Genomic DNA, 14,381 nt, shown 5'->3' on the forward strand with positions numbered 1-14,381 from the left:
AGCTCGATTCTCTGATGGGGGATGCCCATAAACGACTCTTCGACGTGGTCCTGGTGTGGAAGTTTGATCGCTTTGCCCGCTCGGTAAAGCACTTAGTCGATAGCTTGGAAGAGTTCCGCGCGCTCGGTGTCGACTTCATCAGCTACACCGAAGGCGTCGATACGACCACTCCCAGCGGTCAGCTGCTCTTTCACATCATGGGAGCAGTTGCGCAGTTCGAGCGGGATCTCATCGCTGAGCGGGTACGCGCAGGCATTGCCTATGCCCGGGCCATGGGCAAGCGCATTGGCCGCCCTCCTTCCGTCGTAGATATTGCTGAGATCTTGAGGTTGCGCGGCCAAGGCATGTCCCTGCGGGCCATAGCCAAGAGCCTCAATATTCCAGTTTCCCGTGTCAGGCGGGCCCTTTTTCGACAGACGCTAAAGGAGTCCGCGTGAGCGGCATTGGCAACAATTCGATAAGGCAGGTCAGTCTGCGCGACTTGCTGACTGCGGATCAAGTTGCTGCGATCACCGGACTCTCCAAGGAGACGCTGGCTCAGTGGCGCTCGCAACGGCGGGGTATTTCCTATTTGAAAATCGGCCGCGCCGTCCGCTATGATCCTGCCGACGTTCACCAATACCTTGCGGGTTGCAGGGTTTCTGTCTCCGATCCGGAGGAAAGGAGGCAGGAATGAGCGTTTACAAACGAGGCGGAGTCTACTGGTATGACTTCTGGTTCCAGGGACAACGCTATCGGCAGAGTACGGGCCTAAACAACAAAACTGTTGCGCTTCGCGCGGAGGCAATTCGCAAAGCGGAACTTGCCGAAGGTCGGGCGGGAATAGTCAAACGAAGGGCTTGTCCGACGTTCGAGAGTTTCGTCGAGAAGGAGTTTCTCCCCTGGTCGGCAAGTGAGCACCGAGCCCACCCGAACACGTACAAGCGGTACAAGGTAAGTTCCAAGCCGCTGATTGCGTTCTTTGGCAAGTACCGGCTCGATGCGATCTTGCCGGGGCTGGTAGAGAAATTCAAACTGACCAGGTCCGATGCAATTTCGGGTGCTGGCACGAATCGAGATTTGGCAGCCTTGCGTTTCATGCTGAATTTCGCCGTGAGGCAAGAGTATCTGGCTAAGAACCCTGTTTCCGGGGTGAGATTCTTGTCTGAGGGGCCCGGCTCGATGCGAGTTGTTTCCCATGAAGAGCAGCAGAAGTATCTGGCTGCGGCGAGTCGTACGCTGCAGGATGTCGCAAAGCTGATTCTGGAAACCGGAATGCGCCCGGAAGAGATCTTCACGATTCGGAGCGAGAACGTACATTTGGCCGAACGTTACTTGTTCGTGCCGAACGGGAAGACTCTTTTCGCCAAGCGGAACATTCTGCTGACAGATCTGGCAATCGATGTTCTGAAGCGCAGATTGGCTGCCCCTGAAGGACCGTATCTTTTTGCCAATCGAAAAGATGCGAACCGACCGATGGTCACCGTTCAGAAGTGCCACGAAACTGCTCTACGGACGGCGAAAATCTCTCCTGGTTTCCGACTCTATGATCTGCGTCACACGTTCGGATCACGCTCGGCGATGGCGGGAGTAGACCTTGCAACTCTGAAAGAGTTGATGGGCCACTCGAACATCTCAATCACTATGAGATACGTGCATCCGACGCCAGAGCACAAACGCGAGGCGGTACAGAAACTAGAGCGGTACAACACAGAGCAAGTGTTTGCCACCTACGAGAAGAGGTCGGGGTCCCCACAGAAGTCCCCACAGTAGCCAGGGACGGGATGTTAAGATGGTTGTAAAGCATTGAAAGCAAACGTTTGGCGGCGTAGCTCAGTGGCTAGAGCGAGGGTCTCATAATCCCTAGGTCGTTGGTTCGATTCCAACCGCCGCCACCAGTTCCACCTGCAGTTCCGCGGTCGATGAGGTCCCTCGCCCTGGCCTCTGAGGCTGGCGGAGGGCGCGGGTGACCCTCCGTCACAGCCGCCGGTGACGGCAGTCACGGCGGCGAGCGGAGGCGCCCCGTAGGCTGAATGCATGTTCGCCGGGAACCTTGAAAACGCTGTTGCCAACCGCTTCTCCCCCGCCATGTGGCCCCGCCCCGCGCTCGACTTCGACGAAAAACCAATGGTGGTGATCTGGGAAGTCACTCAGGCCTGCGACCTGAGCTGCTACCACTGCCGGGCCAGCGCCCAGCCGCTGCGCAACTCCATGGAGCTGACCACGGCGCAGGGCCGGCGGCTGATCGATGAAGTGGCCGCCATGCGCACGCCCATCTTCGTGCTGACCGGCGGCGATCCTCTGAAGCGCCCCGACATCTACGACCTGGTGGAGCACGCCACGCTGCATGGGGTGCGCGCCGCCCTCACCCCCAGCGCCACGCCGCTGCTCACCCAGGCGGCGATTTTGGAGTTGAAACGGCGCGGCCTGGCACGGCTGGCCATCTCGCTCGACGGCCCCGCCCCGGAGATTCACGACTCCTTCCGCGGGGTTGCCGGCTCCTACCAGCGCACCATGGATGCCGTACGCTGGGCACGCGAATGCCACCTGCCCATGCAGATCAACACCACCGTCACCCGCCGCAACCACCAGGACCTGGAAACGTTCGTGCCGCTGCTGGAAAAGATGGGCATCGTCCTGTGGAGCGTCTTCTTCCTGGTGCCCACCGGCCGGGGCAAGCAGGACGACCTGCTTTCGGCGGAAGAGTGTGAGCAGGTGTTCGAGAAGCTGTACCAGATCTCACGCCGGGTGAAGTTCCACATCAAGACCACCGAAGGGCAGCACTACCGGCGCTTCCTATTGCAGAAGCACGCAGAGGAGTGGCAGGATCCACGGCCGCCGGAAGGCAGAGCACGTCCGCAGGCTCCCGCGGGCGTGGCCTATGCCCTCGACGGGACTCGGCCCGGGGTTAATGACGGCAAAGGCTTCGTCTTCGTCTCCCATACCGGCGAAGTCTACCCCAGCGGCTTCCTGCCGCTCCGCGCGGGGAACGTCCGCCAGCAGCTGCTGGCGGAGATCTACCGCACCTCGCCGTTGTTCATCGCCCTGCGCGATCCCAAGCAGCTCAAGGGTAAGTGCGGCATCTGCGAATACAACCAGATCTGCGGCGGCTCCCGCGCCCGCGCCTACGCCGTCACCGGCGACGCCTTTGCCCCCGACCCCTGCTGCATCTATCAGCCGAACGCCGCGCCCGCGGCGGTGTAGCTCTTCTTCCTACATTCCGAGCGTAGCGAGGGAGCCCTACCCCTTGCCGACTGTCATCCTGAGCGAGGCGCGAGTGTGCGAGCGCCGAGCCGAAGGACCCCTACCACGCCGACGCTGCGATGCCGCCCCAAGGCATTCTCACGATGCATCAAGAACGACCGCACTCCTAGAAATACCCTTGTGCTGCATCGGCTAGCGAGCATCTCCGGGGTCCTTCGACTCGCCCGTCGTCTTCGCTCCGGGCTCGCTCAGGATGACAGGGTATGAAAACGGTATAATCATGTCCTTGGCGGCCGGACGGCTGCCTTCAGGACCGGGACCGATGTCGAAGCAAGTGAAGGCTGTGGTTCTCGCGCTCTCCAGCGCACTGGTGCTCTTGATCATGGCCGGAGGCCTGGGAGTACGCGCCTCCTCCAACGAGGGCGCTTACCGGCAGCTGGGCGTGTACAGCGAAGTGCTGTCGCGCATCCGCAGCGAATACGTTGAGGAGCCCAACGTGCCCCAGGTGACCGACGGGGCGCTACACGGCCTGCTGGAATCGCTGGACGCCAACTCCAGCTACCTGAGCGCGGACGAGTACCGCGAGTACAAGAGCCGTCGCGAAGGCAAGGCGGGCATCGGCGCCACGCTCTCCCGGCGCTTCGGCTATGCGGCCGTGGTTTCGGTGCTGCCGGGCGGGCCGGCGGACAAGGCCGGCATCACCGGTGGCGACATCATCGAGGCCATCGAGAACCGCACCACGCGTGAGATGTCGCTGGCCGAGGTGCGCACCCTGGTGCTGGGTCCGCAGGGCTCGAACATCAATCTCTCCATCGTGCGCCCGCCGCGCGCCGCGCCCCAAAAGGTGACGATCACGCGCGAGGCGGTGGCCGTGCCTCCGGTGGCGGAGAAGATGCTGGAGAACGGCATCGGCTACCTCAAGGTGGACGAGCTCGCCAAGGGCAAGTCGGCGGAGATCGGCGCTCGCATCAAGGCGCTGCAGCACGCCGGCGCCCGCAAGCTCATCCTGGATCTGCGCAACGATTCCGACGGCGACTCCGCCGAGGGCGTCGCGCTCGCCAACCTCTTTCTGAGCCAGGGCACCATCACCTACTTGCAGGGACAGAAGCATCCGCGCGAGACCTTTAGCGCCGATCCCCAGAAGATGGTGACCAGCCTGCCGCTGGTGGTGCTGGTGAATCGCGGCACCGCCGGCCCGGCCGAGATCGCCGCCGCCGCCATCCTGGAGAACGCCCGCGGCGACGTGGTCGGCGACAAGACCTTCGGCGTGGGCTCGGTGCAGAAGCTCATCGAGATCCCCGACGGCTCCGCCCTCATCCTGACCGTGGCCAAGTATTACTCGCCCTCGGGCAAGGCCATCCAGGACACCTCCGTCACCCCCAACGTCCTGGTCGCCGATGCCAATGACGATTCCAACCTGCCCGATGACGACGAGGACAATGCCGCGCCTCCGGAGGAGCTCAAAAAGCCCACGCCCCCTAAAGAAGACGAGCAGCTCAAACGCGCCATCGAGCTGCTAAAGAACAAGGAAACAAAGGCGTAGCCACCGTCAGTTCCCGCCCCTTGCTGTCATCCTGAGCGAGCGCGAGTCCGCTCAGCGGGCGAGCGCGCAGTCGAAGGCCCCCACACCGCCCCGTGCTACGATGCCGCCCCAAGGGCATTCTCACGAATGACGCTCCCGCGCCCTAGCCGGGAACAAATGTGGCCTTCTAGGCTTCTACCTCACAAGGAGGAGCAGCGCCTCCCGTGCTATTCTGAGGCTGCTCTTCTCCGCGTTCCGACGGAATGCAGTACCTGTACTCCAATCTCCCTCCCGTAAGATTTGCGGGAAAGAAGCTGGTGGGCCGTGTGGTCTTCGGCCTGCTGGTGCTAATGGCGGCACTGGCGGGCGCGGTGGGCGGCCTGCTCATCGTCTATTCCACCGACCTGCCCGAGGTGGGCGAGCTGGAGCGCTACCGGCCCAGCGCCATCACCGAGCTCTATGACGACCAGGGGCGGGTAATCGCTTCCTTCGCCCTGCAGCGGCGCGTGGTCGCAACCTACGACGACTTCCCCCAGGTCCTGCGCGACTCCGTGATCTCCATCGAGGACAAGGAGTTCGAGAGCCACTGGGGCGTCAACTTCTGGCGGGTGCTGGGCGCAGCCTGGCGCAACCTGCGCTCCGGACACAACGCCCAGGGCGCCTCCACTCTCACTATGCAGCTCTCCCGCAACCTCTTCCTCTCGCCCGAGCGCAGCTACAGCCGCAAATTCCAGGAGGTGATGCTCTCCATCCAGATCGAGCGGCGCTTCACCAAGCCCCAGATCTTCACCCTCTACGCCAACCAGATCTATCTCGGACACGGCGTTTATGGCTTCGAGGCGGCTTCCCAGTTCTATTTCAGCAAACACGCCAAGGAGTTGACGCTGGAAGAGGCGGCGCTGCTCGCTGGCCTGCCCAAAAGCCCGGAGGGCCTCTCGCCCATCAACTATCCCGAGCGCGCCATCCGCCGGCGCAACATCGTCCTCGACTCCCTGCTGGAAGACGGCAAGATCACCGCCGAGCAAGCCGACCGCGCCAAGAACTCGCCCATCAAGCTCGAGATCCAGAATCCCTCGAACTCCATCGCTCCCTACTTCGCCGAGGAGATCCGCCGCTACCTGGAAAAGAAGTACGGCGCCAGCGAGGTACACCAGGGAGGCCTGCGCGTCTATACCTCGCTCAACCTGGAGTGGCAGAAGGCCGCGAACCGCGTCGTGGTCGAAGGCCTGGCCGGGTACGAGCGCCGCCACGGCTGGAAGGGCGGGCTGAAGAACGTGGTGCTGGCCGGACAGCGCGTGAAGACCTACCAGCATCCCGACTGGATCGAGCCGCTGGAGGCGGGAAGCTACGTGCACGCGCTGGTCACCGATTCCACCTCCGTGCTGGCCATCGTCAAGTTCGGCCGCTACAGCGCTCCCATCACCGCGGCGGAGATGAAGTGGACCGGGCACAAATCGCCCCAAGAGATCATGGCGGTGGGCGACATCGTGTACGTGCGCATCGAGTCGCTCGACCCGCCGGAAAACGCCAAGATCTCGCTAGAGCAGGATTCAGGCGCGCAGGGCGCGCTGCTCGCCCTGGACAACGCCACCGGTGACATCAAGGCCATGGTCGGCGGCCGCGACTTCGATACCTCGCAGTTCAACCGCTCCACCCAGGCGCTGCGCCAGGCGGGCTCCTCCTTCAAGCCCTACGTGTACACCGCGGTCATCGACGGCGGCGCCTCTCCCGAGGACGTCATCCTCGACGCGCCCGTCACCTTCATGACCTCCTCCGGCCCCTACGCCCCCCACAACTACGACAATCGCTTCGAAGGCACCATCACCCTGCGGCGCGCCCTGGCCCAGTCGCGCAATATCCCCGCGCTCAAGCTGGCCGACCGCGTCGGCATCAGGACGGTGATCGAGTACACCCGGCGCTTTGGCATCACCTCTCCGCTGCTGCCCTACCTGCCGGTGGCCCTGGGAGCGGCCGACGTCACCCTCTACGAGCAGACCGCCGCCTTTACCACCTTCCCCAACGACGGGGTGCGCGTGATCCCGCGCTACATCCGCAAGGTCACCGACTACGACGGCCGGGTGCTGGAGGAGAACTATCCCGAGGTGAAGGACGTGGTCTCGAGCCGCACCGCGCGCATCATGACTTCCATGCTGCGCGAGGTGGTGCAGCACGGCACGGCGGCGCGCGCCGGCGCCGAGCTGAAATATCCCCTGGGGGGCAAGACCGGCACCACCAACGACTTCACCGACGCCTGGTTCATCGGCTTCTCACCCTCGCTCACCTGCGGCGTCTGGATCGGCTTTGACGAGAAGAAGACCCTGGGCAAGAGCGAGACCGGCGGGCACACCGCCCTTCCCCTGTGGATCGCCTTCATGAAGACGGCGCTCCAGGGTCACGAGCCGGAAGACTTCGGCCCCGCGCCTGAGGTCCCGCCCACCGCTGTGGCGCAGAAGGTGGACACCCCGGACCAGACCCCCGGCGACGGCGAGACTCCCCACTAGCGGCTCGGCGGCAGTCGGCCAACAAGTTAGGCGCTACAATGACCGGAAAGTGAAATGAAAAGCATTCTTCGGCTCTTCCTGCAAGTGCTGATCCTGCTGACGGTGGCGCTGGTGGCCTCGCTGGTCACCATGCGCCTGGCCATCCACGGGCGTGAAGTGACCGTCCCCAAGGTGGTGGGGCTGTCGGTGCGCCAGGCGGAGGACGCTGCCGCCGCGCAGGGCCTGCAGGTGGACGTGGAAAACCGCTTCTATAGCTCCGACGTTCCCGAGGGACGCATCGTCTCCCAGCTTCCGCCGGCGGGGACGCTGGTGCGCCGAGGGTGGCGGTTGCGCGTGGCCCGCAGCCTGGGACCGCAGCGCGCGGTGATCCCCGACCTCATCGGCCAAAGCGGCCGCGCCGCGGAGATGAACGCGCGCCGCCGCGGTATGGAGGTGGGCGCCACGGTCGTCGCCCACATCCCTGGCCTGCCGCCCGACCAGGTGGTGGCCCAGAGCCCGCCGCCTAACGCCGTGGGCGTGGCCACGCCCAAGATCAACCTGCTGGTCACCGCCGGCGCCGAGGAGCAGAGCTACATCATGCCCGACTTTGTCGGCCACCACCTGGCGGAGGCCAGCTCCGCCATCGAGCAGGCCGGACTGCGCCTGGGCAACGTCACCGACGTCGACGCTCCCGGCGCCCACTCCCTCATCCTGCGCCAGTCGCCGCCCTCCGGGCAGCGCGTCACGCCCGGTACTGTGGTGACGTTCGAGATCGCGCGCTGAACGCAACTAAGCGCCTGGTTTGCGCTCGAGGATGGCCGCGAAGAACCCGTCACAGGGATGGACGCCCGGCAAAGTCTGCAGGAATCGTCCCGCGGCCAGCGAATCCACGTCGTTCCATGCCAGCTCTTCCGTGTCTTTGAGTCGCTGAAGCTCCTCGCGGCAGTCGAGCAGACGAACGTCGCTGCGGGAGGAGAGCGCCTCGCTGACCACCTCCGCGTTCTCCTCCGGCTCGAGTGAGCAGGTGGAGTAGATCAGGCGGCCGCCGGGCGCGACGCGGTCGAGCGCCGCGCGCAGGATCGCCACCTGCTTGCGGTGCAGGTCGGCGAGGTCGCCTTGCGCGAGCCGCCACTTGATCTCCGGATTGCGCGCCAGCGTTCCCGTGCCCGAGCAGGGGACATCGGCGAGCACGCGGTCGAACTGGAGGTCGAGCGGGAGCGCCAAGGCGTCGGCGGCGAGCACGCGGACGTTTCCGGCGCACGCGCGCCGGCGCAGCGTGCGGGCGCGGTGCGGGTGCAGCTCCGCGGCCACGATCATCGCTTGCGGATTGCGCTCGGCGATCGCGGCGGTCTTGCCTCCGGGGGCGGCGCAGCAGTCGAGGATGCGCACACCCGTCCCCACCATCGCCGCCACCAGTTGCGAGGCCTCGTCCTGGATGGCAACGCGACCGGCGGCGAAGGCTTGGCTCTTGGTGACGTCGCCCGAAGCCACGCGGCGCGCGCGCTTCAACACCGCGCCGGGTGCGCCCTCGATCCCCTCACGGTGTAACTGGTCGTCAGTAACGTCCGCGGACAGGCGCAGCGCGGTGGCGGGGACGCTCTGATCGAACTCGCAGATACGCGCCGCCGCGCTGGTTCCAAAGTTTTCGGCCCAGCGCTCCACCAGCCATAGGGGATGGGAATAACGGTCGGCCATCTCTCTCGCGCTCGCTTCGTCGCCGGGGTGTTCCACGTGGAACACGTTTCGCTGGCCGGCGAGGCGGCGCAGCACGGCGTTCACCAGCGGCGCGGCGGAGCGCTTCTTCGCACGCTTGGCGAGTTCGACGCTCTCGTGCACGGCAGCGCGCGCCGGTACGCGCTCGAGGAACCCGAGCTGATACGCGCCCAGGCGCAACGCCGTCAGCACTTCGAGGTCGAGCTTGGCGAGCGGCTGGGAGCATGCGGCGGCGAGCAAGTGATCGAGGCGCGCGCGCCAGCGCAGCACGCCCATCACCAGCTCGGTGGTGAGGGCTTTGTCGGCCTCGGAGAAGCGGCTGAGAAGGGATGAGTGCAGCAGGTCGGTGGCGTAGGCGCCGCCGCGCTCCACGCGCAGCAGGATCTCGTAGGCGGCGAGGCGTGCGGGGGAGACGGCCACGGCAGCTACTCGCCCAGGCGCTCACCGGAGCGCGGGCGGTAGCCGTGGAGGAAGTCGCGCGCCGGCATGCGCTTGCGTCCCTCGGGCTGAAGCTCGAGGAGCTCGAGCGCTGTCGAGTTGCCGCAGCCGGCCAGCAGGCGCTCGCCTTCGACGGTGAGGATGCCGGGTTCGAGTACGGGCACGGCCGGCGCGATTGCTGCTGCGGCAGTCACAGACAGTTGCTTGGCGCGGAAAGTGGTGAACGCGCCGGGCCAGGGCTGGAAGCCGCGGAGGCGGTTGGCAATCTCCTGCGCGCTGCGCGCAAAGGCGATGCGGCCATCCGTTTTCTTCAGGAGCGGCGCAAGCGTGGCGCAGGAGTGGTCCTGCGGACGCGACTGGAGCCTGCCCGCTTCCAGGCCGCGCAGAGTCTCGACCATGAGGTCGGCACCGATCGCGGCGAGCCGCGGCGCCAGCGTCACCGCGGTGTCATCGGGCGCGATGGCAGCTTCTTTCTGCAGCAGAATGTCGCCGGTGTCGAGGCCTTCGTTGATGCGCATGGTGGTCACGCCGGTGACGGTCTCCCCGTTGGCGATGGTCCACTGGATGGGCGCGGCGCCGCGGTATTTGGGGAGCAGCGAGGCATGCAGGTTGAGGTTGCCGAGCGGCGCGAGCGCCAGCATCCACGGAGGAATGATGCGCCCGTAACCTACGATCACGATGGCCGCGGGCTGGAGTGATTCCAGCTGCGCCCGCAGCGCGTCGTTAATCTTGACTTGTTCCGGCTCGATGACGGAGAGCCCAAGCGCCTGCGCGCGCAGCTTGAGGGGCGACGCCGCTGGCTTCTGGCCGCGTCCGCGCGGACGATCCGGCTGTGTGATCACGAGCCGGACCGCAAAGCCGCTCTCCGCCAGCTTCTCCAGCGTGGGGACGGCGAATTGCGGCGTGCCGCAGAAGACAAGGTCCATGGGCGATTGCTGACTTCTGACTTGCGATGCTTGCCGGCCGTGGGCGCTACCACTCTCCTGCCTTGGCCAGCTTTCGGATTTTACGCTTGATGAGGTCGCGCTTGAGCGCGCTGATGTGGCTGATGAAGAGCTTGCCGTTCAGGTGGTCGGTCTCATGCAGGAAGGCGCGGGCCAGCAGGTCTTCGCCGGTGTGCTCGAAGGTCTTTCCGTGGACATCCTGAGCGCGCACGGTGACGCGGTTGGGGCGGATGACCTTCTCGTGGAATTCGGGCAGGCTGAGGCAGCCCTCCTTCGAGTTCTGGCGGCCCTCCTTGTGGATGATCTCGGGATTGATGAGGACCATCTTCTGCGCCGGGTGTTCCTTGAAAGTGACGTCCACCACGGCGATGCGTTTGGAGATGCCGATCTGCGGCGCGGCCAGGCCGACGCCCTGCGCGGCGTACATGGATTCAAACATGTCCTCAACGAGCTTGCGCAGCGCTGCGTCGAAGACGGTGACGGGCGCGGCAGTTTGATCCAGCACGGGGTCGCCGAATTTAACGATTGGATAGATCATGCGTAACGGTCAGCACCCAGTGGCCAGCAAGTTCCAAAGCAGGTCCCTCGCTGCGCTCGGGATGACAATCTTACGGAAGTCCGGGCGAGGATGTTAGTACTCCTTGAGCTGTTGGCAATAGCCGAGGAAATTACGCAAGGTCTCGAGCATGGAGTCGCCGCCGAATTTCTCGAGCGCGCAGCGCGCCAGGGTGAGCGCCACCATGGCCTCGGCGGCGACGCCGGCGGCGGGCACCACGCAGACGTCTGAGCGCTCATAGCTGGCCGCAACTGGCTGACGCGTCCTGAAGTCCACGGAGGCGAGCGGCCGGCGCAGCGTGGAGATGGGTTTGAGATAGCCGCGCACCAGGATGTCCTCACCGTTCGAGACGCCGCCCTCCATGCCGCCGGCGCGGTTCGACTTGCGCGTGAAGCCGGTGAAGCGCGCGGCGGACTTGGCGGTGCGCGCGTAGCCGATTGGATCCTGCACGGCGGAGCCAGAAGCGGTGGCGTTCGCGATGCCACAGCCGATCTCCACCGCCTTCACCGCCGGCAGCGACATGACGGCGAAGGCGAGCAGGGAATCGAGGCGCTCGTCCCAGTTGGCGTAGGTGCCCAAGCCGGGCGGCACCTGGTGGGCCACCACCTCAAAGACGCCGCCCACGGAGTCGCCAGTGCGGAGCACGCGGTCCACTTCGGCCTTCATGCGCTTCTCAGCTTTGGAGTCGGCGCAGTTCAGCAGGATCTTTTTGCGAGCGGCGGTGGCGCGGATCTTTTTCCAGGGAATCTCCGGATCGGCGACTGCCGCAGCGCCGACGGCGAGGACGTGACTGGCGATCTCGATCCCGAACTGGCGCAAAAACAGTTTGGCGACCGCGCCCACGGCGACGCGCGCGGCGGACTCGCGCGCCGAGGCGCGCTCCAGCACGTAACGCGCTTCCGGGAAGTTGTACTTCAAAGCGCCGGCCAGATCGGCGTGACCGGGGCGGGGCGCGCTGAGCGCCCTATGCTTGGCCGGGTCGCCCTTCTCGATGGGAAGCGCCTCCTGCCAGTTCTGCCAGTCCTTGTTCTCGAGTCGGATGACGATGGGCGAGCCGATGGTCGAGCCCTGGCGCACGCCGGCGAGGAAGTGGGCGCGGTCGCGCTCGATGCGCATGCGCCCGCCGCGGCCGTAGCCCTGCTGGCGCCGCCATAGTTCGCGGTCCACGAAGGCGGAGTCGATCCTCAGGCCGGCGGGGATGCCCGAAAGCAGGGCAACCAGCGCTTCGCCGTGAGATTCACCGCCGGTAGAAAAACGCAGCATGGTTACTTGCTCTTTCCCGTAAGCGCGTCCTTGTACACCACGCCGCCCTTCATGACGAAGCCCACGTTCTCGAGGGCGCGGACGTCGGCGAGCGGGTCGGCGGCGACGGCGATCACGTCGGCGTACTTCCCGGGCGCGATGGAGCCGACGTCCTTCGCGCGGCCGAGCAGGTCGGCGGCGTCCGAGGTGGCGGCGCGGATAGCCTGCGCGGGCGTCATGCCGTACTTCACCATGTAGAAGAACTGCTTGGCGTTGTCGCCGTGGGGATAGACGCCGGCGTCGGTGCCGAAGGCCATCTTGGCGCCCGCCCGCACCGCCTTGGCAAAGTTCTCGCGCTGCAAGCGGCCGATACCTTTTTCCTTTTCGATGAACTCTGCGGGGATGTGGAAGTCGAGGGCTTTACCCAGGATGTAGTCGTCATTGTAGATGTCCATCACCAGGTAGGTGCCGTGCTCCTTGGCCATGCGGATGCCTTCATCGTCGATGAGGCTGGCGTGCTCGATGGAATCGATGCCGGCGGTGATGGCGTTCTTGATGGCCTGGGTGCCGTGAGCGTGGGCGGCGATCTTGCGGCCGGCCATGTGGGCCTCGTCGGCCGCGGCCTTCAGCTCCTCGACCGTGTACTGCGGGGCGCCCGGGCTGTCACCCTTGGAGAGCACGCCGCCCGAGGCCAGGATCTTCACCACGTCCACGCCGTACTTGAGCTGGGCGCGCACCACGTGGCGGATCTGGTCCACGCCGTCGGCGATGCCGTAGTCGCGCTCCTCGGGGAACATGGAGACGCGGGTCTGGGGCGAGTAGTTGTTGAGGTCGCCGTGACCGCCGGTGATGGAGATGCCGGGGCCGCTGGCCACGATGCGCGGCCCGGGAATAAAGCCTTCATTGATGGAGTTGCGCAGGTCCACGGCCAGGAAGGGCGCCGAGCCCACATCGCGCACGGTGGTGAAGCCGGCCTCCAGCGTCGTGCGGGCGTTGAGCACGCCGGCGAAGGCGCTTTGGAAGGGCGTGTCCTTGAAGTCGTAGATGGGATCGTAGCGGTCGGCGCGCGCGCCCAGGTGGGTGTGGCAGTCAATGAGGCCGGGGAGCACGGTGGCGAGGGAGAGATCGACGACCGTGGCGCCTGCGGGGATGGGCGTATCGGCGGCGGTGCCCACGCTCTGGATGCGCTCGTCCGCTACTACGATAACCATCTTCTCGCGGACGGCGTCGCCGGTGCCGTCAAACAGGCGACCGGCCTTGATGTAGGTGATCTTGGGGGCGGCCTTCTCCGCCGGTGCCTGCTGTGCCGGGCTGAGGACGGTCAGAAAGAACAGAACTGAAATGGCTGCAAGGGCGCGTTTCATGAAGGCTCCTGGGTCGAGGTCAAACCATTCAGTGTCGCGGCTGGCGCCGAGGATTGTCAATGCGAGTTTTGACTTGAACGCGCGCCACGCCGGATAATCGCCCGCCGTGCCTTCCCGCGACAATCCGGCGCTGTTCACCCGCTCGTTCCGGAAATCGTTCCCCGCGGCGGTGCGGGGCGAGGGCGTGTACCTGTGGGACACCGAAGGGAAGCGGTATCTGGATTTTTCCGGCAGCGCCGCGGTGAACTTCATCGGGCACGGCGTGGCGGAGATCGCCCAGGCCATGGCGGAGCAGGCGGCCAAGCTCGAGTTCGTGCACTCCAGCCAGTTTGTCACACCCGTGGCGGAGAAGTTCGCCGAGGAGCTGCTGGAGTTCGCGGGCGAGAGCTTCCGCGGCGGAGCGGTCTATTTCACCTCGGGCGGGTCGGAGGCGGTCGAGACCGCGCTGAAGCTCGCCCGGCAGTACCAGGTGGAGATTGGCGAAGAGAAGCGCTTCCGCATCCTCAGCCGGAAACAGAGCTACCACGGGGCAACGCTGGGAGCGCTGGCCGTCTCCGGCAACGTGATGCGGCGGGAGATGTATCTCCCCATGGTGCGCGAGTTCGAGCAGGCCGCCACACCCAACTGCTATCGCTGCCCCTACGTCTGCCAGGACTGCGGAGCCAAGTACGCCGGGGACGTCGAGCGTCTTCTGGAGGCAGCGGGCGGCGAGGCCGCGGGCTTCATTCTGGAGCCGGTGAGCGGAGCAACGCTGGGTGCGGCGATGCCGTCCGCGGGGTATCTGGAAAAAGTGGCGGCAGCCTGCGCGCGCCACGGCGCGCTGCTCATCGCCGACGAGGTGATGACCGGCTGCGGGCGCACCGGCCGCAACTTCGCGGTGGAGCACTGGAGAGTAACGGCGGACCTGCTGGTCACCGGCAAGGGGATCGCCAGCGGCTA

At 65.6% G+C, this 14,381-nt stretch carries 13 protein-coding genes and 1 tRNA gene; 9 read left to right on the forward strand and 5 right to left on the reverse strand.

Going from position 1 to position 14,381, the window contains the following annotated elements:
• The 8 genes from VGQ94_06460 to VGQ94_06495 all read left to right on the forward strand — a co-directional run.
• A partial coding sequence (locus VGQ94_06460; protein HEV2022155.1) for a recombinase family protein occupies positions 1-437 on the forward strand: 437 nt, incomplete at its 5' end.
• Positions 434-676 (forward strand): helix-turn-helix domain-containing protein, encoded by a 243-nt coding sequence (locus tag VGQ94_06465; GenBank protein HEV2022156.1) that lies wholly within the window; start codon positions 434-436, stop codon positions 674-676. The genes VGQ94_06460 and VGQ94_06465, both read left to right, overlap by 4 nt.
• Positions 673-1,752, forward strand: coding sequence for a tyrosine-type recombinase/integrase (locus VGQ94_06470; protein ID HEV2022157.1), 1,080 nt, complete (start codon positions 673-675; stop codon positions 1,750-1,752). The genes VGQ94_06465 and VGQ94_06470 overlap by 4 nt, the downstream gene beginning before the upstream one ends.
• A 49-nt stretch (positions 1,753-1,801) precedes the next feature.
• Positions 1,802-1,877: transfer RNA gene (locus VGQ94_06475), tRNA-Met, on the forward strand.
• A gap of 190 nt (positions 1,878-2,067) precedes the next feature.
• A complete protein-coding gene (locus tag VGQ94_06480; GenBank protein HEV2022158.1) occupies positions 2,068-3,183 on the forward strand; it encodes a TIGR04053 family radical SAM/SPASM domain-containing protein in 1,116 nt (371 codons plus the stop codon).
• Positions 3,184-3,505: 322 nt separating this feature from the next.
• Entirely contained in the window at positions 3,506-4,726 is a 1,221-nt protein-coding gene (locus tag VGQ94_06485) for a S41 family peptidase (protein ID HEV2022159.1), read from the forward strand.
• Positions 4,727-4,968: 242 nt separating this feature from the next.
• Complete coding sequence (locus VGQ94_06490) at positions 4,969-7,206, forward strand: PBP1A family penicillin-binding protein (protein HEV2022160.1); 2,238 nt, start codon at positions 4,969-4,971, stop codon at positions 7,204-7,206.
• Positions 7,207-7,260: 54 nt separating this feature from the next.
• Positions 7,261-7,968, forward strand: a complete 708-nt coding sequence (locus tag VGQ94_06495; GenBank protein ID HEV2022161.1) for a PASTA domain-containing protein — start codon at positions 7,261-7,263, stop codon at positions 7,966-7,968.
• A 6-nt stretch (positions 7,969-7,974) separates the two neighbouring features.
• Here the strand turns inward: VGQ94_06495 and rsmB are convergent, their stop codons facing one another.
• From rsmB to VGQ94_06520, 5 genes are all read right to left on the reverse strand, one after another.
• Positions 7,975-9,318, reverse strand: coding sequence for a 16S rRNA (cytosine(967)-C(5))-methyltransferase RsmB (gene rsmB / locus VGQ94_06500; GenBank protein HEV2022162.1), 1,344 nt, complete (start codon positions 9,316-9,318; stop codon positions 7,975-7,977).
• 5 nt (positions 9,319-9,323) lie between these two features.
• On the reverse strand, positions 9,324-10,262 hold the full coding sequence (gene fmt, locus VGQ94_06505) for a methionyl-tRNA formyltransferase (GenBank protein HEV2022163.1): 939 nt from the start codon (positions 10,260-10,262) through the stop codon (positions 9,324-9,326).
• Between the two features lie 46 nt (positions 10,263-10,308).
• Positions 10,309-10,818 (reverse strand): peptide deformylase, encoded by a 510-nt coding sequence (gene def / locus VGQ94_06510; GenBank protein HEV2022164.1) that lies wholly within the window; start codon positions 10,816-10,818, stop codon positions 10,309-10,311.
• 93 nt (positions 10,819-10,911) lie between these two features.
• Positions 10,912-12,099 carry a chorismate synthase gene (aroC, locus tag VGQ94_06515; protein HEV2022165.1) on the reverse strand — a complete coding sequence of 396 codons (1,188 nt, stop codon included), beginning with the start codon at positions 12,097-12,099 and terminating at the stop codon, positions 10,912-10,914.
• A gap of 2 nt (positions 12,100-12,101) precedes the next feature.
• Entirely contained in the window at positions 12,102-13,442 is a 1,341-nt protein-coding gene (locus VGQ94_06520) for an amidohydrolase family protein (protein HEV2022166.1), read from the reverse strand.
• Between the two features lie 106 nt (positions 13,443-13,548).
• Between VGQ94_06520 and VGQ94_06525 the strand changes: the two genes are divergently transcribed.
• Positions 13,549-14,381: aminotransferase class III-fold pyridoxal phosphate-dependent enzyme (locus VGQ94_06525; protein HEV2022167.1), on the forward strand; the 833-nt coding region annotated here is incomplete at its 3' end.

This window comes from Terriglobales bacterium, assembly GCA_035937135.1.
Taxonomy (GTDB): domain Bacteria; phylum Acidobacteriota; class Terriglobia; order Terriglobales; family Acidobacteriaceae; genus DASYVL01.

What these genes read in the sequence shown, in the direction of transcription:
- VGQ94_06470 (HEV2022157.1), top strand. Translation starts at nt 673, where the DNA reads ATGAGCGTTTACAAACGAGGCGGAGTCTACTGGTATGACTTCTGGTTC.
- VGQ94_06480 (HEV2022158.1), top strand. Translation starts at nt 2,068, where the DNA reads ATGTGGCCCCGCCCCGCGCTCGACTTCGACGAAAAACCAATGGTGGTG.
- VGQ94_06485 (HEV2022159.1), top strand. Translation starts at nt 3,506, where the DNA reads ATGTCGAAGCAAGTGAAGGCTGTGGTTCTCGCGCTCTCCAGCGCACTG.
- VGQ94_06490 (HEV2022160.1), top strand. Translation starts at nt 4,969, where the DNA reads ATGCAGTACCTGTACTCCAATCTCCCTCCCGTAAGATTTGCGGGAAAG.
- VGQ94_06495 (HEV2022161.1), top strand. Translation starts at nt 7,261, where the DNA reads ATGAAAAGCATTCTTCGGCTCTTCCTGCAAGTGCTGATCCTGCTGACG.
- fmt (HEV2022163.1), bottom strand. Translation starts at nt 10,262, where the DNA reads ATGGACCTTGTCTTCTGCGGCACGCCGCAATTCGCCGTCCCCACGCTG.
- def (HEV2022164.1), bottom strand. Translation starts at nt 10,818, where the DNA reads ATGATCTATCCAATCGTTAAATTCGGCGACCCCGTGCTGGATCAAACT.
- aroC (HEV2022165.1), bottom strand. Translation starts at nt 12,099, where the DNA reads ATGCTGCGTTTTTCTACCGGCGGTGAATCTCACGGCGAAGCGCTGGTT.
- VGQ94_06520 (HEV2022166.1), bottom strand. Translation starts at nt 13,442, where the DNA reads ATGAAACGCGCCCTTGCAGCCATTTCAGTTCTGTTCTTTCTGACCGTC.